Annotated in this window: 26 protein-coding genes; 12 read left to right on the forward strand and 14 right to left on the reverse strand. The window is 68.8% G+C overall.

Annotated features, from left to right (window positions below; all coding sequences use genetic code 11):
* Nucleotides 1–6: 6 nt before the first annotated feature.
* From HUN07_RS00695 to HUN07_RS00710, 4 genes are read right to left on the reverse strand one after another with little or no spacing between them, the layout of a single operon-like run.
* Nucleotides 7–552: a copper resistance CopC family protein gene (locus HUN07_RS00695; RefSeq protein ID WP_114723994.1), complete on the reverse strand. Its 546-nt coding sequence runs from the start codon at nt 550–552 to the stop codon at nt 7–9.
* The gene (locus HUN07_RS00700; protein WP_174907334.1) at nt 549–1,211 is read right to left on the reverse strand and encodes a YcnI family copper-binding membrane protein; all 663 of its coding nucleotides are present in this window, start codon (nt 1,209–1,211) and stop codon (nt 549–551) included. The genes HUN07_RS00695 and HUN07_RS00700 overlap by 4 nt, the downstream gene beginning before the upstream one ends.
* A gap of 43 nt (nt 1,212–1,254) precedes the next feature.
* Nucleotides 1,255–1,782, reverse strand: coding sequence for a hypothetical protein (locus tag HUN07_RS00705; protein ID WP_174907336.1), 528 nt, complete (start codon nt 1,780–1,782; stop codon nt 1,255–1,257).
* Nucleotides 1,783–1,801: 19 nt separating this feature from the next.
* Nucleotides 1,802–2,431, reverse strand: coding sequence for a DUF6474 family protein (locus HUN07_RS00710; protein ID WP_114723997.1), 630 nt, complete (start codon nt 2,429–2,431; stop codon nt 1,802–1,804).
* A gap of 214 nt (nt 2,432–2,645) precedes the next feature.
* Here HUN07_RS00710 and HUN07_RS00715 point away from each other — a divergent pair, with 214 nt between their 5' ends.
* Nucleotides 2,646–4,205, forward strand: a complete 1,560-nt coding sequence (locus tag HUN07_RS00715; RefSeq protein WP_441346838.1) for a TM0106 family RecB-like putative nuclease — start codon at nt 2,646–2,648, stop codon at nt 4,203–4,205.
* 159 nt (nt 4,206–4,364) lie between these two features.
* The gene (locus tag HUN07_RS00720) at nt 4,365–4,874 is read left to right on the forward strand and encodes a pyridoxamine 5'-phosphate oxidase family protein (RefSeq protein WP_174907338.1); all 510 of its coding nucleotides are present in this window, start codon (nt 4,365–4,367) and stop codon (nt 4,872–4,874) included.
* 4 nt (nt 4,875–4,878) lie between these two features.
* Here HUN07_RS00720 and thrS read toward each other — a convergent pair whose 3' ends face one another.
* From thrS to HUN07_RS00755, 7 genes are all read right to left on the reverse strand, one after another.
* Nucleotides 4,879–6,132: a threonine--tRNA ligase gene (gene thrS / locus HUN07_RS00725; RefSeq protein ID WP_302675497.1), complete on the reverse strand. Its 1,254-nt coding sequence runs from the start codon at nt 6,130–6,132 to the stop codon at nt 4,879–4,881.
* 153 nt (nt 6,133–6,285) lie between these two features.
* Entirely contained in the window at nt 6,286–7,053 is a 768-nt protein-coding gene (locus HUN07_RS00730; RefSeq protein WP_114724000.1) for an SDR family NAD(P)-dependent oxidoreductase, read from the reverse strand.
* A gap of 92 nt (nt 7,054–7,145) precedes the next feature.
* A complete protein-coding gene (locus HUN07_RS00735) occupies nt 7,146–8,333 on the reverse strand; it encodes a VWA domain-containing protein (RefSeq protein WP_174907342.1) in 1,188 nt (395 codons plus the stop codon).
* A complete protein-coding gene (locus HUN07_RS00740; RefSeq protein ID WP_174907344.1) occupies nt 8,330–10,603 on the reverse strand; it encodes a DUF5682 family protein in 2,274 nt (757 codons plus the stop codon). The genes HUN07_RS00735 and HUN07_RS00740 overlap by 4 nt, the downstream gene beginning before the upstream one ends.
* The gene (locus tag HUN07_RS00745; RefSeq protein WP_174907346.1) at nt 10,561–11,664 is read right to left on the reverse strand and encodes an ATP-binding protein; all 1,104 of its coding nucleotides are present in this window, start codon (nt 11,662–11,664) and stop codon (nt 10,561–10,563) included. The genes HUN07_RS00740 and HUN07_RS00745 overlap by 43 nt, the downstream gene beginning before the upstream one ends.
* On the reverse strand, nt 11,661–13,076 hold the full coding sequence (locus HUN07_RS00750; RefSeq protein ID WP_254622714.1) for a DUF5691 domain-containing protein: 1,416 nt from the start codon (nt 13,074–13,076) through the stop codon (nt 11,661–11,663). The genes HUN07_RS00745 and HUN07_RS00750 overlap by 4 nt, the downstream gene beginning before the upstream one ends.
* Nucleotides 13,073–14,362 (reverse strand): SWIM zinc finger family protein, encoded by a 1,290-nt coding sequence (locus HUN07_RS00755; RefSeq protein ID WP_174907348.1) that lies wholly within the window; start codon nt 14,360–14,362, stop codon nt 13,073–13,075. The genes HUN07_RS00750 and HUN07_RS00755 overlap by 4 nt, the downstream gene beginning before the upstream one ends.
* Before the next feature lie 112 nt (nt 14,363–14,474).
* Here HUN07_RS00755 and HUN07_RS00760 point away from each other — a divergent pair, with 112 nt between their 5' ends.
* From HUN07_RS00760 to HUN07_RS00795, 8 genes are all read left to right on the forward strand, one after another.
* Nucleotides 14,475–14,813, forward strand: coding sequence for an SAV_915 family protein (locus HUN07_RS00760; protein WP_174907350.1), 339 nt, complete (start codon nt 14,475–14,477; stop codon nt 14,811–14,813).
* Between the two features lie 10 nt (nt 14,814–14,823).
* Nucleotides 14,824–15,126 (forward strand): hypothetical protein, encoded by a 303-nt coding sequence (locus HUN07_RS00765; protein ID WP_174907352.1) that lies wholly within the window; start codon nt 14,824–14,826, stop codon nt 15,124–15,126.
* Entirely contained in the window at nt 15,126–16,247 is a 1,122-nt protein-coding gene (locus HUN07_RS00770; RefSeq protein ID WP_174907354.1) for a WXG100-like domain-containing protein, read from the forward strand. The genes HUN07_RS00765 and HUN07_RS00770 overlap by 1 nt, the downstream gene beginning before the upstream one ends.
* Nucleotides 16,248–16,479: 232 nt before the next feature.
* A complete protein-coding gene (locus tag HUN07_RS00775; RefSeq protein ID WP_254622715.1) occupies nt 16,480–16,875 on the forward strand; it encodes a hypothetical protein in 396 nt (131 codons plus the stop codon).
* Nucleotides 16,876–17,518: 643 nt separating this feature from the next.
* Entirely contained in the window at nt 17,519–17,857 is a 339-nt protein-coding gene (locus HUN07_RS00780; RefSeq protein ID WP_174907355.1) for a hypothetical protein, read from the forward strand.
* Nucleotides 17,858–17,924: 67 nt separating this feature from the next.
* Nucleotides 17,925–18,314 (forward strand): hypothetical protein, encoded by a 390-nt coding sequence (locus HUN07_RS00785; protein ID WP_174907356.1) that lies wholly within the window; start codon nt 17,925–17,927, stop codon nt 18,312–18,314.
* A gap of 115 nt (nt 18,315–18,429) precedes the next feature.
* Complete coding sequence (locus tag HUN07_RS00790; RefSeq protein WP_254622716.1) at nt 18,430–18,951, forward strand: hypothetical protein; 522 nt, start codon at nt 18,430–18,432, stop codon at nt 18,949–18,951.
* A gap of 225 nt (nt 18,952–19,176) precedes the next feature.
* Nucleotides 19,177–19,545: a RidA family protein gene (locus HUN07_RS00795; protein WP_174907360.1), complete on the forward strand. Its 369-nt coding sequence runs from the start codon at nt 19,177–19,179 to the stop codon at nt 19,543–19,545.
* 37 nt (nt 19,546–19,582) lie between these two features.
* On the opposite strand, the gene HUN07_RS00800 is transcribed toward HUN07_RS00795, so the two are convergent.
* The 3 genes from HUN07_RS00800 to HUN07_RS00810 all read right to left on the reverse strand — a co-directional run bounded on the left by HUN07_RS00800 (nt 19,583) and on the right by HUN07_RS00810 (nt 22,049).
* The gene (locus tag HUN07_RS00800; protein WP_174907362.1) at nt 19,583–19,954 is read right to left on the reverse strand and encodes a hypothetical protein; all 372 of its coding nucleotides are present in this window, start codon (nt 19,952–19,954) and stop codon (nt 19,583–19,585) included.
* 16 nt (nt 19,955–19,970) lie between these two features.
* Nucleotides 19,971–20,504 carry a DUF3558 domain-containing protein gene (locus tag HUN07_RS00805; protein ID WP_174907364.1) on the reverse strand — a complete coding sequence of 178 codons (534 nt, stop codon included), beginning with the start codon at nt 20,502–20,504 and terminating at the stop codon, nt 19,971–19,973.
* 309 nt (nt 20,505–20,813) lie between these two features.
* The gene (locus HUN07_RS00810) at nt 20,814–22,049 is read right to left on the reverse strand and encodes a hypothetical protein (protein WP_174907366.1); all 1,236 of its coding nucleotides are present in this window, start codon (nt 22,047–22,049) and stop codon (nt 20,814–20,816) included.
* Between the two features lie 175 nt (nt 22,050–22,224).
* Between HUN07_RS00810 and HUN07_RS00815 the strand changes: the two genes are divergently transcribed.
* Together HUN07_RS00815 and HUN07_RS00820 are read left to right on the forward strand one after the other, a co-directional pair.
* Nucleotides 22,225–23,769, forward strand: coding sequence for a type I restriction-modification system subunit M (locus HUN07_RS00815; RefSeq protein WP_174907368.1), 1,545 nt, complete (start codon nt 22,225–22,227; stop codon nt 23,767–23,769).
* The gene (locus HUN07_RS00820; RefSeq protein ID WP_217487169.1) at nt 23,766–24,968 is read left to right on the forward strand and encodes a restriction endonuclease subunit S; all 1,203 of its coding nucleotides are present in this window, start codon (nt 23,766–23,768) and stop codon (nt 24,966–24,968) included. The genes HUN07_RS00815 and HUN07_RS00820 overlap by 4 nt, the downstream gene beginning before the upstream one ends.
* The last annotated feature ends 25 nt before the right edge of the window (nt 24,969–24,993 follow it).

The following is a 24,993-nucleotide window of genomic DNA, read 5'->3' on the forward strand; positions in this document are numbered from 1 at the left end:
GGCCGGTCAGTTCTCGCCGCGCGGCTTGCGCAGCGCGAACCACAGGCCGCCGCCGAAGACGACGACGCCGACGCCGACGAGTCCCCAGACCAGCAGGTTCGGTCCGGAGTCGTCGGTGCTGCCGGTCTCGTTCTGTCCGTTGACCTTCGGGCCAGGCGTGCCGGTGCCCTCCTGCGTGAGGGTGAACACCCGGGTACCGCTGACGGGGTGGCCGTCGGCGGAGGTCACCCGGAACGCCATCGTGTACTCGCCGACCGGTCCGAGGCCGTCGAGCGGGACGCTGACGCTGTCGCCCTGGACCGTCGGGTCGCCCTTGGACCACAGGTTGCCGTCCGGGCCGACGACGGTGAGCGACGCGAACTTCTGCTGCAGCGCCTCGTTGAACGTGACGGTGACCCGCTCCGGGGCCGTCGCGATCTGCGCCGCGTTCTCGGGATTGCTGGAGAGGACGGCCGAGTGCGCGGACGCGGTGCCGGCGCCCAGCATGGTCGCGAGCATCGCGACGAATCCGACGGCGATGATGCGGACGCGGTGGACCTTGTGCGCGCTCATGAGCGGCGGTTCCGGATGGTCGCGCCGATGCCCAGGGCAGTGCCCAGCGCGCCCAGCACCAGGCCGATGCCGCCCAGCCAGCGGGCGGTGGTGTCGGCGTTGTTCGTGGTCGCGTCGACCGTGACGGCCGTGTCGGCCGCGGCGTGTGCCTTGCCGCCGCCGCTGCCCGCGGCGAGCGTCAGCGTCGGGGTCGGCTTGTCCGGCTCGCTGCCGTCGGCGCCGGGCTTCTGATCCCACTGCACGACGGTGCCGTCGCTGTAGGTCTGGGTGGTGGGGAACTCCACGGAGCCCTGCTCGGGCAGCGGTCCGGCCGAGAGCACGAACTGCTGGAACTGTCCGGGCCCGACGCTCACGCCGGGATCGGCCGTCCAGGTCACCGACGTCGCGGTGGCCGACGCCGGATCCTTCTGGACCGTCGAGGTCCAGCCGGGCATCGGTTCGGTGCGGGCCGACTTGAGGTTCGGCAGCTGCACCGTGACCGCGGTGGTGCCCGCGGTCTCGGACTCGGTGGGGACGCGGAAGGTGAGGACGGAGTAGCCGCCCTGCTCGGCGCCGGGTGCGGCGACCGAGACGTGGGCGGAGGCCACGCCGGTGGCCAGCAGCAGCGCGCCGCCGGCGGCGCCCACCGTGAGGAGGGCGCGGGAGAGGATTCTCTTCATTGCTCGGGTGTCGTTTCTGTGCGGAGGGTGCGATGGACGCGGCTTACGCGTGCACCGGTGGTCCGCGCCGGGTCAGCCCGGCGGCAAGCACAGTCAGACGGGGTGCGCGGCGGTCGAGCGGCCGCGGCGCGGGTGCCGACGTCGGATCGACGCCGCGAAACAGCGGCGCCAGGACCGTGCGCAGGACATGGGTGATCGGCCCGTACAGGCGTTCGGCACCGTGGACCAGGCTCGCGCACACGACGGTGGCTGCGGCGTGCGCGGTCAGCATCGCGGCGGCGGGCACGCCGGCGTGCGCGTGGGCGTCCGACGCGAGCGTGAGCGTGAGGTGCCCGGCACCCTGCCCGGCCGCGAGCGCCGCGAACAGCGCCGTGCGGCTCCGGCTCAGGACGGGCAGACCGCCGACGATCACGCCGACGCCGGCACACGATGCGAACAATAGGGTCAGGGCCGCCGAGTCGGGGAAACCGCCGCCGGCGATGCCGTGCGCGGCGATGGCCAGGGCGGCCGCCGCCGCGCCCACCGCGCCGCCGCGGAGCGCGGCGGTCGGGGCGGGACGCGTGACGGACACGGCGATCGGGCGGTGACGGCTAGCGGACGCCGAGGCGGGCCAGGATGTCGGCCTCGACGCCGTCGAGTTCGGCGGAGATGGCGTGGTGGGCCTGCTTGCGGCGGGCCGGCGGCATCTGCTCGGCGGCGTGGACCGCGGTGCCGAGGTCGGTGAGGCGGGCGCGGATCGCAGTCGCGAACTGCTGCGTCTCCGCGTCACCGGGGTGGCGGGTGACGATCTCGTCGACGGACTTCTCGGCGCCGGCGATGCGGGCACTGAGCTTGGCGCCGTGGCCGGTGTACTCGCCGAGCTGGTCGACGGCGATGCCCATGCGCTGCGCGCGCTGGGTGTCGAGCTGGCCGCGCAGGGCGGTCGCGCCGCGGTACGCGAGCGGCACCACGACCGGCGCGAGCAGGCGGGCCACACCCAGGTATCGGCGCAGCTGAGCGACCGTCAGACCCTTCTCGGCGGCCTTGACGGCGGCCTTCTCCTGGGCCTTGAGCGCCGAGATCTGGGCCTTGTCGACCTTCTTCTGGGCCTTCGAATCCGACCGGTGCTTCTTGCGGTCGTTCTTCGCACCGAGCTTTGCCTCGAGCTTCGCCTTGTGCTTGAGCGCCTTCGCCTCGGCCTTGCGCGTGGCGCGCCGCTTACGTTTCTTGAACAACCCCACTGGAAAGGCCCCTCCATCTGGTGTTTCGGCGCGGCGGCGGACTGCGTCACAGCTTATCCGTGCTTGTTTATGCTCTGCCGCTTTCGGCTTTACCCTAGGTGAGCACATAATCTTCCACATCGTGTGTTCCCCGATCGGCCCGCAGGACGGCGCCGACACCGCTGATACGGCGGCGTCGGCGAGACTCGGCGCCTCCCTGGTCCCTGTGCCCCCCGTGCTTCTGGAGCCGGGCGCGCTGACGCGGTGCCGCCATCGGGTGCACCTGGATGCCGCCAACCCGGATCTGCTGGTGGCCGCGCCCGAGAACACCGGGGTCAAGCAGCGGCAGGAGGCGGCGGCCGCGCAGCGCGAGGCGGTCCGGGTCCGGCTGATGGACGCCGACCCCGACGCGTGGGTGCGGATCGCACCCGACGGCCCGGCCGGGCAGCGGGCCCGCGACACCCTCGAGGCGTGCCGAGCCGGAGCCGACAAGATCTGGGGCGCGATGCTGCCCGCCGAGCGCGATACCGGACGACGCGGCCGCGTCGAGATCCTGCTGCGCGACGTCGACCGCGGCGGCTACATCCCGGTGATCGTCGTCAACCACAAGGTCACCGATCCGGGTCGGGGCGCCACCACGTCGGGGCTGTTCGAGTGGGCCCCCGCCGTCGACGAGAAGCGCAAGGTGCGCGCGCAGCTGCGCGACCAGATGCGGCTGGCGCAGGTGTACCGGATGCTCGAGCGGCACGACCTCGCCAGCCCCGCCCTGCTGGGCGGCGCCATCGGCTACGGCGCCGACTGCGTGCTGGTGCACGATCTGTCCACCGTGCTGAGCGACTACGACGAGCGCTTCGCGGACCGGATCGCCGTCGCGCGCGGCGAGATCGTGACGGTGCCGTCGCAGATCGGCGAGTGCCGGTCGTGCCCGTGGTGGTCCGGATGCCGCGCGAAGCTCGAGGAGACCCGCGACGTGTCGCTGGTCGCGACAGGCTCCCGCGCCGACGTGCTCCGCGAGCACGGCGTGACCACCATCGAGCAGCTCGCCGCGTGGGAGGGCGATCCCCCGGAGGAGTGGCCGCACAATTCGTTCCACGACACCGTCGTCACCGCGAAGGCGTGGCTGTCCGGTGCCGCGCTGGTGCGCCGGCACGAGACGGTGACCGTGACCCGCGCCGACGTCGAGGTGGACGTCGACATGGAGAGTTACCAGGAGCACGGCGCCTACCTGTGGGGCACGCTGCTCAACGTCGCCGGCACGTCGGTGTACCGGCCGTTCGTGAGCTGGGACCCGGTGCCGACCGCCGACGAGGCCCGGTCCTTCGCCGAATTCTGGACCTGGCTCATGGCCGAACGCGCCGCCGCCGCCGCCGTCGGGAAAACCTTTGCCGCCTACTGCTATTCCCGCTCCGCCGAGGACAAGTGGCTGCTCGACTCGGCGCGCCGCTTCGCCGGCACCCCGGGCATCCCCACCGTCGCCGAGATCCGCGAGTTCATCGACAGCCCGCAGTGGGTGGACATCTACCAGGCCGTCGGCGACAACTTCGTATGCCCGAACGGCAAGGGGCTCAAGAAGATCGCCCCCGTCGCCGGATTCCACTGGCGCGACGCCGAGGCCAGCGGCGAGGCGTCGATGAGCTGGTACCGCGAGGCCGTCGGCTACGACGGCGACCCCGACCTCACCCAGCGGCAGCGACTCCTCGAGTACAACGAGGACGACGTCATCGCCACCAAGGTGCTGCGGGAATGGATGTCCGACCGGGCGATGGACGAGATCCCGCACGAGTCGGAGCTGTAGCGCGGGTATCTCGAGCCCCGGTTCCCGCGTTTTGCGCACTTATCGCTCTTTCGCGGCCCTCGATTCCGCGTTTTGCGCACTTAGCGCGGGGGGCGATGAGTTCTGGGGACGTTGCGGGTCTGTACCTGTGACAGCACCCCACGAGACGGGAGACACCCCATGACCGCGCAGTTGCCCGCCGCCGAACTCGACCGACGGTACAGCGCCGAGAGCGCGCCGCCCTCCACGTGGGAGCAGGTGACGGCGGCGCTCGACGCCGCCGAGGTGTTCTGGCTGTCCACCGTCCGGCCCGACGGGCGACCGCACGTGACACCGCTGATCGCGGTCCGCGTCGACGACCGCATGCACTTCTGCACCGGCCCGGACGAGCAGAAGGCACGCAATCTCTCGGCGGCCGACGCCTGCGTGCTGACGACCGGGACGAACGCCCTCGGATCCGGGTTGGACGCCGTGGTCGAGGGACGGGCGGTGCAGGTCTCGGATCCGGAGTCGTTGACCCGGATCGCCGACGCCTACCGCGCGAAGTACGGGCCGGACTGGAGCTTCGACGTCGCGGACGGCAACTTCGTCAACACCGTCGGCGGGCCGGCGACGGTGTTCCGCGTCGAACCGGCCGCAGTGTTCGCCTTCGCGAAAGGTGAGTACGCGCAGACGCGTTGGCGGTTCTGACGGCTCAGTTCTCCCACAGCTCGGCGCTGCGGGTGTCGATCGACCCGACGATGCGCCGTAGGGCGTCGTCGACCGGTTGCGGGTCGATCCGGCGGCCGTCCCGAAGGCGCAGGGCGACATGGCCGTTGGCGGCCTCCTTGGGGCCGATCACCGCCTGGTACGGCACTCGCCGAGAGTTCCGGATCCGGGCGCCGAGGGTGCCGTCGGCCCGGCTCACCGCGTGCGCACGCAGGCCCGAATCGAGGCAGCGCTGCACCAGACGCTCGGCGTCGTCCGTCTCGTCGTCGGTGACCGGCAGGACCACCACCTGGGTCGGCGCGAGCCAGGCCGGGAAGGCGCCGTCGTGCGCCTCGATCAGGTGCGCGACGACTCGCTCGAGGCTGCCGATGATGCTGCGGTGGATCATCACCGGCCGATGCCTGGCGCCGTCGGAGCCGATGTAGTGCAGGCCGAACTGCTCCGGTTGGTGGAAGTCGACCTGGACGGTGGACAGGGTCGATTCGCGGCCCGCGGCGTCGGAGATCTGCACGTCGATCTTCGGGCCGTAGAACGCGGCCTCGCCAACGACGGCGTCGTACGGGACGCCGGAGGCGTCGAGGACCTCGGTGAGTATCGCGACTGACCGCCGCCACAGTTCGGGTGCCGCGACGTACTTGCCGCCCGGTCCGGGCAGCGACAGCCGGTACCGGGCCGACCGGATGCCGAGCGCGTCGTAGGCACGGCGGATCAGGTCGAGGGCGGCGCGCGCCTCGTCGGCGACCTGGTCCGGGGTGCAGAAGATGTGGGCGTCGTTGAGCTGGATTGCTCGGACGCGGGTGAGGCCGCCCAGCACGCCGGACAGCTCGGAGCGGTACATTCCACCTAATTCGGCTATGCGTAAGGGTAATTCGCGGTGGCTGTGCGATCGGGAGCGGTAGATCAGGGCGTGGTGCGGGCACAGGCTCGGGCGTAGCAGTACCTGCTCGGCGCCGAGTTGCATCGGCGGGAACATGTCGTCGCGGTAGTGCGACCAGTGACCGGAGATCTCGTACAACTCCCGTTTGCCCAGGACCGGCGAGTAGACGTGCCGGTAGCCGGCCCGCCGCTCGATGTCGCGGACGTACTCCTCGAGGGTGTGGCGCACGGCCGCGCCGTCGGGCAGCCAGTAGGGCAGGCCCGCGCCCATCAGTGGGTCGGTGTCGAACAGGTCCAGTTCGCGGCCGAGTTTGCGGTGGTCGATCATCGTCGGTCTCCTCGCGGATGGGGAGCGAGTGACCAGACGACGAAGCCCCGGGGCACTCGCCCCGGGGCTTCGGACTCAGTCAGCAGTCAGCGCGCCGGGACACTCTCCGGCGTCGTCGTCGCAATGGCGCGCTGCATGTCGGCCACGGTAGCAGCCGAATCAGGCACGCGCATCAACTTTTTCGCATTGTTACCGCGGCGCCATGCGCAGCGCGCCGTCCATGCGGATGGTCTCGCCGTTGAGGTAGTCGTGCTCGGCGAGGAACTGCGCGAGCTGCGCATACTCGTCGGGCTTGCCGAGGCGCGACGGGAACGGGATGCCCGCCTCGAGGTTCTTGCGGTACTCGTCGGTGACGCCGGCGAGCATCGGGGTGTCGATGGTGCCGGGGGCGATGGTGTTGACGCGGATGCCGACCTGCGCGAGGTCGCGTGCGGCGGTGATCGTCATCGCGTGCACGCCACCCTTCGACGCGGTGTACGCGATCTGGCCGATCTGACCCTCGAACGCCGCCACCGACGCGGTGTTGACGATCAGGCCGCGCTGGCCCGAGTCGTCGACCGTCGGCAGGTGCTGCATCGCGTTCGCCGCCAGGCGCATCACGTTGAACGTGCCGAGCAGGTTGACGGTGATGACGGTGCGGAACAGTTCCAGGTCGTGCGGGCCGTTCTTCGACAGGATGCGGCCCGCCCAGCCGACACCGGCGCAGTTGACGACGATGCGCAGCGGCACGCCCGACTCGGTGATCTGGTCGATCGCCGCCTGCACCTCTGCCTCACTGGTGACGTCGGTGGGGATGAGGGTGACGCCGGCCGGCACGCTGTCGCCGGCGCGCTCGATGGACTGGGCCAGGTCCAGGCCGAAGACGGTGGCACCCGCATCGGCGAAGCGCTTGGCGGTGGCGGCCCCGAGACCGGATGCCGCTCCGGTGATCAGTGCCGCGGTTCCCTGGATTTCCACTGCTGTTCCCCTTCGGTCCGGGTCGGCCCTCATCGGCCGGCCGTGGTGATCTGCACCCTAACGCGGGGTGGTGGGCGGCGCTGGACCTGTGCTCACATCGGTCCACCCGATGTCGCCGCGAGGTCGTGCCGGTGCGCCCACGCGGCGACGTCGCCGCGCTCGAGCGCCACCGCCAGCAGGTCCGGGAACCGGTCCGGTGTGCACGCGAACGCCGGAACGCCCAGTGCGGCAAGTGCTGCCGCGTTGTCCCGGTCGAACGCCGGTGCGCCGTCGTCGGACAGGGCCAGCAGGACCACCACCTGGACCCCGGCATCACGCATCGCGGCCACCCGGGACAGCATCTCGGCGCGGATCCCGCCCTCGTACAGGTCGGAGATCAGCACGAACAACGATTCGGTGGGGCGGGTGATCAGCGACTGGCTGTACGCGATCGCGCGGTTGATGTCGGTGCCGCCGCCCAACTGGGTACCGAACAGCACGTCCACCGGATCGGACAGCCTGTCGGTGAGGTCCACCACCGCCGTGTCGAAGACCACCAGCGAAGTGCGCAGCGCCCGCATGGATGCGAGGACCGCACCGAACACCGACGCGTACACCACGCTCGACGCCATCGACCCCGACTGGTCGATCGCCAGCACGACGTCGCGCTGCACCGCCTGGGATCGGCGGCCGTAGCCGATCAGCCGTTCCGGCACCACCGTCCGGTACTCCGGCAGATAGTGCTGCAGGTTCGCGCGGATCGTGCGGTGGAAATCCAGGTCGCGCAGCTTCGGATTGGTGGTGCGCGCCGCCCGGTTCAGGGCCCCGGTCACGGCGGAGCGGGTGGCCCGGGCCAGGCGTTCCTCGATGCCGCGCACCACCCGTTCCACCACGATCCGGGCGGTGGCCTTGGTGGCTTCCGGCATCACCCGGTTCAGGCTCAGCAGTGTCCCCACCAGGTGGACGTCCGGTTCGACGGCCTCGAGCAGCTCCGGTTCGAGGAGCAGCTGGGTCAGCCCGAGCCGTTCCATCGCGTCCCGCTGCATCACCTGCACCACCGAGGTGGGGAAGTAGGTACGGATGTCGCCGAGCCAGCGCGCCACGCGCGGTGCGGAGCCGCCGAGACCGGCACTGCGCCGGGGGTTTCCGTCCGCGGAGCCGCGGTCGTCGTACAGCGCGGACAGGGCCGAGTCCATCGCGGTGTCCGACGCCGATGCCAGTCCGCCGGTGGACTCCTCGGCGACGTCGCCGAGCAGCAGCCGCCAGCGGCGCATCCGCTCGTCGTCGATCGGTGTGGTCATGCCGGGATTCCCAGGATCAGGGCGGTGGCCGTCAGGGCGCGACCGCCGCGGTCGGTGTCGAGGGCGCCGTCGGTGACGGCGGCCCGTTTCCCGTCGCGCAGCACCGCGCCGAGCGTGCGGCGTTCCGCGGGTCCGAACCCGCCGAAGGTGCGGCGCAACGCCGGCAGCGCGTCGACGAACTCGTCGGCGTGCAGCCCGGACACCCAGGCGTCGACGAGTGCGAGCAGGTCCCGGTCGTGGACGAACAGCAGTCCGCTGCCACCGGCGAAGCCGTCGATCCACCGGGCCTTCGCGGCGGCCGCGACACCGGCCGACAGCGCCCGACCGACCCGGGCGGTGGTCTCGGGGGTGTCGAGCCGGCCCACGTCGCGCAGCAGTCGCACGGTGCGGCCGGTGAGCAGCCCGTCGGCGTCGTCGCGTCCGGCCAGCGTCGTGAGGGTGTCGAACCACCGGTCGGTCGACGCGGGATCGTCGCGCAGGGTGAGCGCGGCGTGGACGGCGTCGAGCGCGTCGCGCAGCCCGTCCGCCGCGTCGGTGTCGAGACCGGTCACCGCCGCGGGCAGGCCCGCGCAGATGCGCACCAGCAGCGCGTCGACGACGCGGTCGAGCGCGGAGAGGTCGGTGCCGCGTACGTCGCCGTACCGGAGGGTGCGCACCAGCGGCGGCAGCGCCGCCATCAGGTGTGCGACGTCGTGGTCGAGGGCCGCCGCGGTGTCGACGGCGTCGAGCAGGTCCGCGACGGTGTCGCGCAGGTCGGCGAGCAGGGCCTGCTCGAGCAGCCCGGTCACCTCGGCCAGCGTGACGTCGGGCCGGGCGGCGCGGTCGCGCACCACCGCGTCGGCGGCGGTGGCGACGGTGGTGCCCCAGCGCGCCGCCTCCACCACCGCCACCGCGAGTTCGGGACGCCACCGCAGTTTCCACGATTCCCGGAACGTGCCGGTCGACCGCACCGTGGACTGGGTGGGCACCGCCCACTCCACCTCGATCAACCGCAGCCGGTGCAGCAACTGCGACCGCTGCCGGTCGATGTCGGTGCGCAGATCCAGGTCCAGATCCTTGTCCGTCGGGGAACGCTTGAGCCGCAGCGACTTCGATCGGGCCTGCAGGTCGGCCTCGAGCGGGACCGTCGGGGTGGAGTCGGGGACCTCGCCGAGGGACTCCCCGACGACCAGGCGCCGCGTCACCAGGTCGAGCAGCACTTCGTCGCCGTCGCACAGCACCGCGCGCGTGGCCTCGGTGACCTCCGCCAGTCCCGGCAGCGGCCGGTCCCGCAGGGCCGCCAGGGTGTCCGCGAGCCGGGTCGCCTCGATGACGTGTGCGCTCGACACCGGTAGGTCCTCGGCGCGCAGAACCCGCGCGACCCGGGTCAGCCACCGCGCGACCGTGTCGTCGGGGGCGGTGAACAGGTGCTCGTACCAGCCGGGGGAGACGATGCCCGCGCCGTAGCCGGACGCGATGGACAGCCGGGAGTGTGTCCACGGCACCCAGGTGAGCGACGCCTTGACCTTGGGGAGCCCGCGCAGCAGGCGGGCGTCCGGCGCGGCCGGGCCGAGTCTTCCGGCCAGGGCGGGCGCGTGCATCGCCCCGCACACCACCGCGATCCGCAGCGCACCCGCCTTGATCGTCGTGCGGAGCACCTGCCGCATGTGCGCTTCGCGGCGCGCGGTGTGGTCGTCGAGCTCGACGCCGTCGCGCAGCGCCGCCATCGCCTCGGTGATCGCATCGAAGGCCGAGGCCGGGTCGTCTCCGTCGCCGGTATGATCTTCATCTTCGACTGCAGGGCAACGGGATTCGACGACGGTATCCCACCACTGCTCGAAGTCGCCGTAACCGGCCGCCGCCGCGAGTGCGGTCAGCGGATCCGGCCGGGTGGTCTCGTCGGCGCCGCGGTCCGCGGCGAGCGCGAGCGTCGCCGGCAGGTCACAGAACCGGACATCGGCGTCGTGGGTCACCGCCCAGTGCAACGCCTGCCACTCCGGCGAGAACACCGCCAGCGGCCAGAATGCCGCGCGCGCAGGATCGTTCGCGGCGTAGCCGAGCAGGGCCACCGGCGGCCGCAGCCCGTCGTCCGCGGCGAGCGGGACGAGCGCATCGGCGTCGGCCGGCCCCTCGATGAGCACCGTGTCCGGCTCGAACGCGTCGAGGGCGCGCAGCACGGCCCGCGCGGATCCGGGACCGTGGTGGCGGATGCCGAACACCCGCACCTGCGCGCCGGCGGTCGCGGTGGTCACCCCGTCACCTCGCGGCACGCCCGGTAGAAGTCGTCCCATTCGGTGCGGTGGCGCACCACGGCCTCGAGGTATTCGGTCCACACCACCCGGTCGGCCACCGGGTCCTTGAGGACGGAGCCGAGGATGCCGGCGGCGACGTCCGCCGGTCGCAGGGTGCCGTCGCCGAAGTGCGCGGCCAGGGCGAGACCGTTGGTCATCACGGAGATCGCCTCGGCGGTGGACAGCGTGCCCGACGGGGACTTGAGCTTGGTGCGCCCGTCGGCGGTGACACCGTCGCGCAGTTCCCGGAACACGGTGACGACGCGGCGGATCTCCTCTGCGGCGGCCGGTACCGGCGGCAGTTCCAGTGCGGCGCCGAGCTGTTCGACGCGACGGACCACGATCGCGACCTCGTCGTCGGCGCTCGCCGGCAGCGGCAGCACGACGGTGTTGAAGCGGCGACGCAGCGCCGACGACAGGTCGTTGACGCCGCGGTCGCGGTCGTTGGCGGTGGCGATGACGTTGAACCCCTTCGCCGCCTGCACCTCGGTCCCGAGTTCCGGAACGGGCAGGGTCTTCTCGGACAGGATGGTGATGAGCGCGTCCTGCACGTCGGCGGGGATACGGGTCAGTTCCTCGACCCGGGCGATGGCGCCGTCGCGCATCGCGGTCATCACCGGCGACGGCACCACCGCGGCGGGCGTGGGGCCCTCGGCGAGCAGTCGCGCATAGTTCCAGCCGTAGCGCACCGCCTCCTCCGCGGTGCCGGCGGTGCCCTGCACCAGTCGCGTCGACTCGCCGGAGATCGCCGCGGCCAGATGTTCGGACACCCACGTCTTCGCGGTGCCGGGCACGCCGAGCAGGAGCAGGGCACGGTCGGTGGCGAGGGTCGCGACCGCCACCTCCATCAGCCGTCGCGGACCGATGTACTTCGGGGTGATCACGTTGCCGTCGGCCAGAGTGCCGCCGAGGAGGTACGTCACCACGGCGTGCGGCGACAGGCGCCACGACGGCGGCCGGGGGCGGTCGTCGGCCGCGGCGAGCGCCGCGAGTTCGTGTGCGTACTGCTGCTCGGCGTGGGGGCGCAGCAGTGCGGGCTCGGTGGTCAGGGTGTCGGTCACGTCAGCTCCTCGTGAAGGTGTCGGCGGTGGGTGAGGATGTCGGCCGCGGCCGCGAACAGGGCCAGTCGATCGAGGTCCCCGGTGCGTGTCGCGGCGTCGGACAGCACCGACTCGAACTCGAACGGCGCGCGGTGCCCGAGCAGGTCCACCGGGTGCCGCACCCGGGCCGTCTGGTCCCGGGACGCGTACACCGCCCGGAGCACCGCGGCGGTCACGTCGTGCGGCCACGGGGCAGGCAGCGCCTCGAGCAGGCTCGCGTCCGGCAGCACCCCGTCGGGGGTGGCGAGCAGGTGCGCGACGACGACGTCGCGCGGCAGGTGCGCGGCCACCGGCGCGGCGACGGTGCCCTCGCGGCGCAGCAACGCCACCGCCCAGGCAGGGTCGCGCTGCGCCGCGACGGCAGCCGACCACGCGTGCTCGAGCTCCGACCTGAACGGTTCGGCCACCGTCAGATGCGGCAGATCCTCTGGGGTGAAACCGATCTCGGGCCACACCGACAGCGGTGTGGCCTGTACGGCCAGGGTCAGCACGACGTCCGGGCGCCGCGCGGTGCGGTCGTCGAGGCCGTCCCGCCCTGCGGCGTCGTCGAGGCGGTCGGGTAGGGCCACGGTGACCACCCCGTCGGCGACCTCGATCCACTCCCGCAGGCGCCGCGCCATCCGCTGTCCGTACGCGGAGTGCGGCAGCTGACGCAGCAGCCCCGCCGCGGCCTGCCGCACGCGTCGGCTGCGGTCGTCGAGGGCCTGCTCGAGCAGGGGTTCGTCGTCAGGGCCGATACCGACGGCGAGTTCGGAGACCAGGGCGGCGCGCGAGTCGGCGTTCTCGGACCGCCACGCCGCCGACAGTAGCGAGGTCGCCGCGGCCGGGTCGCTGCGGCGCAGGGCCGCGAACCATCGCCGCCGCACGGCGGGGGTGCCGTGCCGCCAGTCCTCGTCGTCGGACGGGTCCGGGTCACGTAGCGCTGCCCAGTCGAGGTTGCGGGCGGCGAGCCATTGTCCGCGCGGTCCCGCGAGCGCGACCAGTCGCTCCCGGTGCGGGGTGGGGCGGACCGCGGCGCCGAGCACCTCGACGAGCATCTCCGGCGGGGATCGGAAACCTGCAGCGGCATCGAACCATTCGGGCAGCAGCGGGGAGTCGACGACGAGCAGGGAACGCAGTCGCGCCGCGGCCGCCGACGGCAGCAGCGGACGCGGATCGTCGGGGGCGGGTGCGGGTATCGCTACCGTCGTCGGTGCGCTTGCCCCGGCGAGGAACACCGACTCCAGCGCCGCCGCCGCGAGAAGCGTCGGAGCAGACTCGCTGTCGAGGGCCGTCGCCGCGGTTGCGGTGTGCAGGCCGGACAGTGGCGTCGTCGATCTCGCGGTCCCGAGAAGTGCTGTCGCCGTGAGGGACTCAGGATAGGGACGGATCATGCGGCGATCACCGTGCCGGCGTCGAACACGGATGCGGGCAGCAGTGCGGTGCCGTCCCAGTCGCCGCACACGGTGACCGGGTGGCCGCCGGAGACGGCGAGCAGCTGCCATCGTCCCGTGTCGTCGCCGCCGACCGGGAGGGCCCGCCCGGTGCGGTCGACGACGTGCCAGGTTCCTGCGGTGACGGTGGGGGTGACGTCGGCGAGGAGCATCGGCCACGCGCGGATCCACGGGTCGGCGGCGAGTGCGGTGGTGTAGCCGTCGAGGGCGGTGACCGGGTCGGTGGCGCCGGGCAGGGTCGTGAACGGTTCCGGGGCGGCGTGCTGGGTGCCCAGTTGCGCACGAAGCGGTGCGGCGCCGGGGTAGTAGTGCAGGTCGGCGTCGATGAGAGTTCCCGGAATCGGTGCAGCCGTAGTGAATTGGGCGCTGCCGTGGGCGAAGTCGAGGAGCAGTGCCCAGCGGCCGGAGTCGCGTCCGCGCAGCCACGCCCGGCGGGTGACCAGACGCCCCTCCTCGGCGGTACGGACCGCCAGCACCTGCCAGCGGTCGCGCACGGCGGGCTCGGCGCGCACCTCGTCGGCGCGCACGGGCACCCCGAGGTGTGTCTGCACCGAGCGATTCAGCGGTTCCGGCAGCCGGCCGCGGTCCCGAAACGCGCGGATCAGCAGGTGCAGGCGCGCGTACTCGGTCAGCAGCGGCGCCGGCCAGTCCGGGGCGGTGGCGACGAGCGTCGGCAGCGCGCGCAGGGTGGCGGCGGCGCCGGGGGCCTGCGCGTCGACCATGCGGGCGGCGATCGCGTCGTAGGCGGCGGCGTCGTGGGCGACGGAGCCCAGGCCGGCGACGATCCGATCGGTCAGCCACCGGTCCAGCTCGTCGAGACCGGCGGCGATCCGCTCGGTGCGGCGCTCGGTGGTGGCCGGATCGGGTGCCGCCTTTGGGGATGCCTCGGGGGTGGCCGCCGCGCGGGCGGCCCGGGTCGCGAGCCAGTCGGTGACGAACTCGGGGGCGTCGGCGGTCGGCACGGCACCGTCTGACCAGCGCAGCAGCAGGCTCACGGCGTGCTTGCACGGGAACTTGCGGCTGGGGCACGAGCAGCGGTACGCGGGGCCGGTGAGGTCGACCGCCGCGAGGTACGGATTCTTGCCGCTGCCGCCGCACGACCCCCACAGAGCGGTGTCGGTGCGGCCGGTGTCGGCCCATTTCGTCGCCAGCCCGCGGGCAGCCGACAGTGACGCCGCATCGGGTGCGGCGGCCGCGACCTGCGCGGAAGACCAGGGTTCTGTCACGTCAGCAAAACGTACGGCAGATGCCCGACAAGATGCCAAGCGCGCAGGCCGTCCGTGGGCTTCGTCACGCAGGGCGTTACCGTGGTCGGCGAGTGTCCTGGGGAGGAGACATATGCAGTCGGGGGAAAATCAGCGGCGCGACGTCCTGTACGTGCCTGTCGCGGGTCGGCCGGGCGCCGCGGCGCACCTGGAGTTGCGCCGTCTGCCCGACGGTCGCCTCGCGCTGCCGGCCTACACGTCGCTGGAACAGTTGGTGAGCTGCTGCGGACCACACCAACCGTGGGGAGCGGTCGACAACGACGGTCTGCGGGAGGTCGGGCGCGCAACGGGATACGACGTCGTCCTGCTCGACGCGAAACTGCCACCCGAACACTGGAAGAAGGACGCCTCGGTTGACGTCGACGACGAGCCGGGGGACCACTTGCCGCCGTCGTGGCTGAGCCGGGCGTAGGGGGAAGAGCATGAGTGGAGTCGAGGTCGGCGACCTCGGAGCGGTTGCCCGGATCCTGGTTTCCGGGGCGGAGGGCTTCGAGGCGATGAGCGCCGATGCCCCGAACATGCCGGATGCCGGCGCGTCGACCGGCGTTGTCGCGGATCTGTTGACCGCGGTGGCGGAGATGATGTCGACGGTGGCCACATCGGCCGCGGTCGCTGCGGACACCGTCGAGGCGAACCGCACCGCCTTCCGGGACGCTGATCTGGGCACCGGTGATCGGTTCCTCGACGTGTCGGGTCTGTTCCCGGTCCAGCGTGGGGAGCCCTGATGCCGATCCCACTATTCGTTCCTGGTGATCCGGCGGCCTGCCGCGAGTGCGCTGATCGTCTACAGGCTCTCGCGAACGGTGTCACCGAGCACGCTGGCGCCTTCGACGACGCGCGGGGGAAGTCCGAGTCCGAATGGGTCGGCACGGCGGGTGACGAATTCCGCGACCGTGTCGCCGAGATGAACCGCGGAACGAATCAGGTGGCCGAATCGGCGGAGGCCGCCGCGGCGGCAATCCGGGCGTTCGCCGACGATCTCGAAACCGCTGCGAACAGGATGCGGCAGGCCGCCGAGATCGCCGCTGCCGCTGGCCTGCGTGTGCAGCCGGGTCCCGGTGCGCCCGGCGTTATCGAGGATCCGGACCCGATTGCCGTCGGTGCCGGGAACATCGACGCCGAGGTTCGATACGCACAGCAGTGCGCGGCGTTCGACGAAGCCGCGGAGATGGCGCGAAGCGGTCGGGCTGCCGAATCCAACGCTCATGCCGTGCTGGCGGGCATCCTCGAACAGACCAGTGCCGCGGTGCGGGACATGCGCGGTCAGTGGTACTGGATGGCCGCCGCGGCTGTAATCGGGTACATCGGAACGGCCGCTGCTGAAGTAGGGACCTGGTCGAAGGTCGCCGAGGTCCGCGCAGGACAACTCGACAAATTTCGGTCCATCGCCGCCGAAGCTGTCCGCAGCGGCGACCCGTACTGGGAAACCACGGCCGCCAAGGCTGTCACCACCTTCCAACCCGCCGCCGATGACGCGGCGAGAGTGATTGCTCAGAACAGCAAACTCGTCGCGGGGGCGACTGACAACACGTTGGCGAAGTTTGTCTCGGCCCCGTTGATGAAGGAGGGCTCTTCGGCAGTGTCCAAGGTGGGGTCGAAGGTTCCATTTGCAGGTGTCGCGCTGACTGGCGTTCAGACCTACTTCGACGTTAGGGCCGCCGACGACAAGGGTGATGCTGCCCTTGCAGTTGCGAAGAACACCAGCGGATTCGTCGCGGGAACCGGCGCCACGACGCTGATCCTTGCGAGCGCTGCGGGAGGCCCCGCAACCATCGCGGCTGTCGGTGTCGGGGTGCTTGTGTCGTGGGGCACCGGATACGCGATCCAGAAGATTTGGGGAGACTGATTTGTCGAGCATTGACGGTCGCTGGGCGTTGCCGCCGGTGCCGGATCGTGAGAATGGTGAGCCCCGTCCTCCGGCTGCGCCGCGGGGTGAGTCGGCCGCGAATGAGATGACGCCGTCCGGGCCGATTCCAGGTTCGCATCCGCCGATTCCGAGTCATCTCGGTCCTGCGCTCGAATGGTCTCTTCCAGGGCGCCGTGAACGTTGGAAGTTTGGGCTGATGATGGTCGCGCTAGTGACTGTATTCCTCACGGTGGTCAATGGCCTGCGATGGATGTCGATGTGGGACATGTGGGTTCTGGTCGCTGTCTGCGGTGCCCTCACCTACTGGCGGTTCGGCGGTGAGTGGTTCGCGGCCGGTGCGGTGTGGGCGCAGGTGGGTAAGTCGTGGGTGAACACCTACGAGCTGGTGGAGATCAAGTTTTCGGTAGACGGTTTGAATCGTGTTCTGCGGTTGAAGGATTCGTCGGGGCAGCAGATCTATTCGTTCCGGTTGCGGAACATGCAGGCGAATCCGCGGATGTGGGATCTGGTGTACAACGGCATCCTGCATTCGGTGGCGTCGGGGAACTGTGAGGTCACGCCGAAAGCCAGGAAGGTGTTGATGCTGCCCGCGGGTCTGGGTGAGTGACCAGGTCGGGGACGTGAGTCGGTCGTTTGCCGCCGCCGACTTGAGATCCGCTGGCGGGCCGGCCTCGGCCCATGCGCCGCGAGACTCTGTGATCAGCAAACTCGGGCCCGACGCTCCGACTCAGCCCGGACCGGTCCCCGGGCGTGTCCCGCCGGGCTCAGTGATCTCGAAGGTGGGTTCCAAGATTCCGGTGGTCGGCGTGGGCCTGATTGTCTTTCAGACTGCGATCGACGTCGCCAATGCGCAGGTTTGGCGGTGACGCAGCGCTCGCGGTTGCGAAGAACACCAGTGGGTTCATTGCGGGCACTGGTGCAACGGCCTTGATCCTCGCGACCATCGCCGCGGTCGGCCTCGGGGCGCTCGTGTCGTGGGGAACGGGCTATGCGATACAGAAGATTTGGGGGGATTGACAGTGTCGAGTTCGGATGGCCGTCGTGTTCTGCCACCAGTGCCCCGACCGTGAGACCGGTGAGCCACGCCCACCTTCGGCGCCGCGGGGCGAGTCGTCGGCCCACGAGATGACGCCTACAGAGCAGACCCGCGGCGGCACTCCGACTCACCGACAGAGTTCGGCCCGATTCTGGAATGGTCGCAGCCGACACGGTGGGAGCGCATCAAGGGCACCGCCGTCATGTTGGGTGTCGTGGTCGTCTTCGCGACGGTGAATGGAACAGGTTGGGTCTCGTTGTGGCAGCCTTGGGCCTTTGCGCTTGTGTTCTGCGCCTTCCTTTACTGGCGCTTTCGGGATGATTGGCTTGCTGCGGGAGCGGTGTGGGTGCAGGTCGACAAGATGTGGGTGAAGACCTACGAGTTAGTGGAGATCACGTTCTCGATCAGCGGGCTGAATCGTGTTCTGCGGTTGAAGGACTCGTCTGGTCGCCAGATCTATTCTTTCCGCCCTGCCCGAATTTCAGGCGAACCCGCTGATGTGGGATCTGGTGTACAACGGGATCCTGCATTCGGTAGTGTCGGGGAGATGTGAGATCAGTCCGAAGGCGCGGATGGTGTTGAAGCTGCCGGATGATCTCGATCGGTTCTAGCCAACGTCCGTGAAACCACAACTGCGAAGGCTGTCCCCCACGTTCCAGCCTGCCTCCGACCACGCGGCGAGGGTCGCGGCGCAGAATAGCAAACTGCTGGGCGGAATGGTCGATAGCCCTTTGGCAAAGGGCCTGTCCGCGCCGGTGATGGAGAGCGGGACATCCGTGATCTCGAAGGTGAGTTCGAATGTTCCGTTTGTGGGTGTTGATGTAGCGAAGGCAGATGACATGGGTGATGCCACGCTTGCTGTTGGCAAGGACGTAGGCGGATTCGTGGCGGGAACTGCTGCCACGAGTTTGATTCTTGCGAGCTCGGCTGGAGGCCCGGCGACATTGGTGGCGGTTGGAACGGGTGTCCTGGTGCGGTGGGGAGTCGGATACGCGATGGAAAAGATCTAGGGGGCTAGAAGTGTCAAGTATGGCTGCCAAGTGGAGTCTTCCCCCTGTACCTGATCGGGATACGGGTGAGCCTCGACCTCCAGTCGCTCCGCGCGGGGAGTCGGCAGGTAATGAGATGACCCCGACCGGTCCGGTAACAGGGCGGAATCCGGTGGTTCCGGAGGCGTTGGGTCCGGTATTGGAATGGTCGCGTCCGACACATCGTGATCTATGGCTGATAACCGGAGGAATGGTTGCCTTACTTGTCGTATACCTGACGGTGGTCAACGGCTTTCAATGGATAACTATGTGGCCCGTATGGCTGTTCATTGCTCTCGTAGTACCTTTCACGTTCTGGCGCTTCGGCGGTGAATGGTTTGCGGCCGGTGCGGTGTGGGCGCAGCTGGGTAAGTCGTGGGTGAACACTTACGAGCTGGTGGAGATCAAGTTCTCGGTCGATGGTCTGAATCGTGTTCTGCGGTTGAAGGATTCGTCAGGGCGGCAGATCTATTCGTTCCGGTTGCGGAACATGCAGGCGAATCCGCGGATGTGGGATCTGGTGTACAACGGCATCCTGCATTCGGTGGCGTCGGGGAACTGTGAGGTCACGCCGAAAGCCAGGAAGGTGTTGATGCTGCCCGCGGGTCTGGGTGAGTGACCAGGTCGGGGACGTGAGTCGGTCGTTGCTGCCGCCGACTCCGGATCCGGTGACGGGTCGGCCTCGGCCCACGCGGCCGCGAGACTCCGTAATCGGCAGTGTGGCATGTAAAGCTGTTGCGAGTAAGCGATTTTCGCGATCGGGTTGCGGGTGGTCGACATGCCGACCCGACTGCGGGCTATGGTCGGGGTCATTCGTTGCTGCCTACCGCAGAGGGAGTTTCCGATGTCGATGACCGAGGTTTCCGCCGACCACCCGTACAGCCCGGCGTTCGTCGCCGCGGGGCTCGTGTTCGTCTCCGGCGCATTGTCCGTCGATGCGACCGGAGTTCCGGTGCCCGGCCGCATGGCAGCGCTCGACGCCGCCGTCGACCGGATGGTCGAGCGACTGGCGACCGTCGGCGGCGAACTGAAGGACGTCGTCAAGCTCACCTACTTCGTGACCGACCTGTCGTTGCGCGAGGAGGCGAACCGACAGTTCGAGCGACTCTTCGACGCCCCGCGCCCGGCGCGCACCTTCGTCGAGGTGAGCGGACTCCCGTACGGCGCGACGGTCGAGATCGACGCCGTCGCGGCGGTGAACGACCGAGGTTGAGGCTCGGGAGTCGGTCGGCGGTCCGTGCCGTGCGGTGTCAGCGTCCGGAATCAATCATGTTGAGCGCCTGTATATTCGACTGCTCTGCTGCGTCGTAGTCGGCCGCGACCTTCTCGAACACGGACCGCATCTGCTCGACGACGGTGATGTGGTCGTCGAGTGCGTGGTCGAGGGAGTGCTCGCCGCCGGATGCCTTTTGCTCGAACTTGCGGGTGAGGGCGAGGCCGGACGGCAGCGAGCCGAGCCCATCGATGCGGGTGAGTTCGCCGGATTGGACCTTCAGTTCGCGGAGTTGATCGATGAGCTCGGAGCATCGCTGCGCGCATTTCTCGGCGACGCCCGGCTCAAGCGTGAGGTGGCCGGTGTCGATCATCGCGCCGATCTCCGGCCAGGATGGGATGCCGTTCATGGGAGTGTCCTTCCGGTCAGTGGGGGATGGACGGGGCGAGCGCCGCACCATTGCGGACCGCCAATGGGCACGGGCTGTCCGAGGCCGGGAGCCCGTCGAAGTAGGTGGATTTGATCATGATGGCGTCGGGTCCGGAGGAGAAGGCGACGTCGCAGTATTCGTTGCGGGTGTCGTTGGACTCGCGGACGGTGAATGCGCTGCGTCCGTCCACGTCGACGGGTGTGACGTCGTGGAAGCGGTCGTTGGCGAGGATGTCGTCGAGGGGACGCCCGGCCGCGAAGACTGTCACGAAGTAGTCGGGGCCGCGCCACCGGCACAGGCTCCACCCGGGTTGCTTGACGCCTACGATGTCGCGCGACTGGGTCGCGGGGTCGACGCCTGCGGCCCGTAGCGCGTCGTCGGGAATGCTGCACGGGTCGAACTGGGGTTCGCCGGACGGTGGCTGCGCCGTCTCGGCCTGCCCCCCGACGGAGGTCGTGCCGCAGCCGGTGAGTGCCAGCAGTCCGGCCGCGATGCAGATCGCGGCCCGGTGCCGATTCGATGACCTCACGCTTCCCCCTCATGTGCGCATATTCGCTCATTGGAACAGACGCACGGGGTACGTTCTCGGTTCCAGCGCGTCGACGAGTGACCGAGCCGAAACCCTGATCGCCCCCGAGCAGACGAGTAATACGAGAGTGGCATTTACCCGAGGAAGGGCGGGCCCTGGATCGGAACACACAGTACGACGTGTGGTCGTCGCCGCTCCGCTTTCGCATCGCATTCGAAGACTGCACCGACATCACCGGTGACCGCACTGCCGTAGCGAGTGTGGTCGGAGCGTCGGCGGCGGGGGACTGCCTCGTTCTCGATGCGGTCTTCAGTTCGTCGTCTGCTGATCGTCGGCCGAGTCGTCGGTCTGCGCTGAGGTTGATTTTTCGGGTGCGGTGCCTGTGCCTGTGACGATCTTGTACCAGTGGGCGATTCGTGAAATACGACCTGGTTCCTTCGTCTCTGTGGGTTCGTTGTCCTGTTCCTGGGGGACCAGACGTTGATGCCGCTTTTCGAGTGCGCCGTGCAGATTGGGGCGTGCAGACGAGCCGGGCATGCGAGCGGGGACGTCCTCGCCGAGTCCGTATCCGATCAGAGCCGAAGGTGCAGCCGCAAACCACAGGAGTGCAACTGTGGCAGCGAGTTTCGTGGTGAATTCAACGGTTGAGGCCCACACGGTCAGGCCGGTCACGAGCCAGCTGATGATCAAGCATGCGGCGGTCAGTACGCACAACAGAAAATTGAAGTGATTCCTGGTGACGAAGTGGAGGACGCCGCCGTACACCGCGAACGTAGACACCGTAACCCAGGCGGCGGCAACAAGCGCTGCGATACCGAGATTTCGCAGTGATTCAGCGCCCGCTCGCGAGCCGGCCGTTGTGCAGATCATGGTCACCAGCGGTATTGCGGTGAGCGCCGTGACCTGCGCCAGGTCTTTGAGCGTGGCGACTGCATTCGCTTCCCGCGTTGTACTCCAGAGGTCTGCGACCTTTCCCAAAGCGGCGGCGTCGCGCTGCCGGCTGACGTCGTCGACCTGTCGGTAAATATCGCGGTTCGTATCGAGGACCGACCTAATATCGGCGGCGAGCACGGCGACCACCACGGCGGCGGCGGCGACGGCCAGCGAACCGACACCGAACGTGTCCGGCGCGTCGTGCAGCAGAGTCGCGGCACCGGTGATGACCGCCACGAAGCCGATCGGGCCGGCGATCTCGCTCAGCAGTTTGCGCCGCGCATGCGCGAGGTTGGCGAGGGGCCCGGAGGGTTTGATCTGCCACGCCACCACGTGCAGGGCGATGATCAGTGCCGTCAGTACGCCCAGCACAGCGGCACCTTCGCTCAGATCGAGGGTGAAGGAGAAGCGAAGCTCGGAGGATTCGCCGCCATCGGTCCCCGTGAGATCGAACCACCAGGAAAGGAGTGTCCACATGCCCATGATCAGGGCATATGCACCCACCCCCGAAACGATGTACCAGACGGCGTTTCGTACGGACCGGTCGTAGTCGTCGACGATTCCGACGGCGCCGCGATCCACAGCCGTTGAATTCTCACAGACCTCGGTCATTCGTTCCCCCTTCGTGACACGGCGCCTCCCCTGGCAGCCGTCGGGGAGATTGCCATAGCGCACCGACATGATCCGTGATGCGCGTCCCGCAGGAGGGAAGCGTCGAGTTGCCGGTGTCCCGGTCTATACAGTTCTGTTGGTCGTCGTCGAGCAGAACAGGCAGGTAGCGGTACCCGTGATCACTGGTGAGATCAAGAGCAAGGTCGACGCCGTCTGGGACGCGTTCTGGACAGGCGGTATCTCCAACCCGCTCGAGGTGATGGAGCAGATCACCTACCTGCTGTTCATCCGACGACTCGACGACGAGCAGACCCTCGCGCTCAGCCGCGCCAACATGCTCGGCACGCCGGTCACCGGCAATCCCTTCCCGGTCGGCACCGACGAGCAGGGACGCGACTACGACGAGCTTCGCTGGTCCCGGATCAAGAACATGTCCGCCGACGAGGCGTTCGCCGTCGTCGACCAGCGGGTGTTCCCGTTCATCAAGACCATGCGCGGCGACGACTCCACCTACGCACACTTCATGAAGGACGCGCGGCTGACGATCCCCAACGCGGGCATGCTGCAGCGGGTGATCGACCGGCTCGACAAGGTGCCGATGGGGGACCTCGACACCAAGGGCGACATCTACGAGTACCTGCTCGCGAAGATCGCCAGCGCCGGCCAGAACGGCCAGTTCCGCACGCCGCGGCACATCATCCAGCTGATGGTCGAGATGATGGCGCCGAAGCCCGGCGACCGCATCGTGGACCCGGCCTCGGGTACCTGTGGTTTCCTCGTGGTGGCGAGCGAGTACATGCGGGACAACCACCCCGACGCGATCGCATCCGGCGCGGGCAAGGAGCAGTACCACCACGAGATGTTCCACGGCTTCGACTTCGACAACACGATGCTGCGAATCGGGTCGATGAACATGCTGCTGCATGGTGTGGAGCAGCCGGACGTGCGTTACCGGGACTCGTTGGCGGAGGCCAACACCGGCGACGCGGGGGCGTACTCGATGATCCTGGCGAACCCGCCGTTCGCCGGCTCGCTGGACTACGAGAGCACCGCGAAGGATCTGCAGCAGGTCGTCAAGACCAAGAAGACGGAACTGCTGTTCCTCGCGCTGTTCCTGCGCCTGCTCAAGCCGGGTGGACGGGCGGCGGTGATCGTGCCGGACGGCGTGCTGTTCGGATCGTCGAAGGCGCACAAGGAACTTCGTCGGATTCTGGTCGAGGATCAGAAGCTCGACGCGGTCGTGAAGCTGCCGTCCGGGGTGTTCAAGCCATACGCGGGCGTCTCGACGGCGATCCTGTTGTTCACCAAGACCGACTCCGGCGGCACCGACAACGTGTGGTTCTATGACGTGCAGGCCGACGGGTACTCGTTGGACGACAGGCGGAATCCGACTCTCGACGAGGGCAAGCTCGGGGTGTTAGCGGTCCTCGACGAGTCCGAGCACGAGAAGAACAACCTGCCGGACGTGTTGCGGCGCTGGGCTTCGCGTGGCTCGGAAGAGTTGACGCGGGCGCGGACCGAGCAGAGTTTCTGTGTACCCAAGGCTGATATTGCAGCGCAGGGCTACGACCTGTCGCTGAACCGGTACAAGGAGATCGTCCACGAGGAGATCGAGCACCGGGAGCCGGAGGTGATCCTCGACGAGCTGGAGCGGATCGAGAAGGAGATCGGCGACGGCATGGCGCAGCTGCGGGCGATGCTGGCGGGGGGTGTGGCGTGAGCGGGTGGCCGAGCGTTGCGCTGGGCGACGTATTGGTGGAAGCGCGTTCCGGATTTGCTTGTGGCGAGGTGGACCCAGCAGGCGTTCCTCAGTTCCGTATGTACAACGTCACGCGAGATGGCGCCATTGACTACACTAAGTTGCGGCGGGTTCCGTCGGAAAAGGCGCGTCTCGAAACGTTCGAGCTGCGGACGGGGGACGTTCTCTTCAACGCGACAAACAGCCCTGACCTGGTGGGTAAGACTGCCCTCTTCGTCGAACGAGACGAGCCCACTGTGTTCAGTAATCACTTTCTCCGGATCAGGACTGGCGATTCCCTCGACCCGTCTTTCCTCTCGCGATTCCTGCAGATGCACTTCGCGCGAGGGACGTTCCGCGGCATGTGCCGGCAGTGGGTGAACCAGGCGACGGTTAGCCGTGATTCTGTCCTCGGCTTGAAAATGCCGCTACCCCCACTCCCCGAACAGTGCCGGGTCGCCGCGATCCTCGATCACGCCGATGCCCTCCGCACCAAGCGCCGCGAAGCCCTCACTCGCCTCGACGAGCTCGTCCAGTCGATCTTCATCGACATGTTTGGCGGTGCTTTGACTCGCTGGCCAGTGGTCACGGTTGCCGATGTGGCGGGGTCGGACCGTGGTTCGATGCGTACTGGCCCTTTTGGAAGTCAGCTGCTCCACGAGGAGTTCACGGATTCGGGGGTGGCTGTCCTCGGGATTGACAATGCAGTTGGCAACCGATTCGAGTGGGGTGAAAGGCGTTACATCTCCGAAGACAAGTATGAGCAGCTCTGCCGATACACGGTGCGTCCGGGTGACGTTCTTATCACAATCATGGGTACTTGTGGGCGCTGTGCTGTTGTTCCGGAGGGCATTCCATTGGCGATTAACACGAAACACCTCTGTTGTATCACGCTCGACCGCGGCAAGGCGTTGCCCGAGTTTCTTCACTCATACTTCTTGCTACATCCAGCAGCTATTCGCTACCTGACGCAGAAGGCCAAAGGCGCGATCATGTCGGGCCTGAACATGGGGATCATCAAGGAGCTTCCCATTCCTCTCGTTCCAATCGAACTCCAGAGGAAGTACGTGGAGCGGACTGCTCATATCGAGAGCCAGCGACGCGACTATCGTCTCGGTCTAGCCGAGCTCGACGCCCTCTTCGCCTCTCTTCAGTCCCGAGCGTTCCGAGGTGAATTGTGATCCCTGGCTACGAGAGTGCGATTCT

The organism is Rhodococcus sp. W8901 (assembly GCF_013348805.1).
Taxonomy (GTDB): domain Bacteria; phylum Actinomycetota; class Actinomycetes; order Mycobacteriales; family Mycobacteriaceae; genus Prescottella.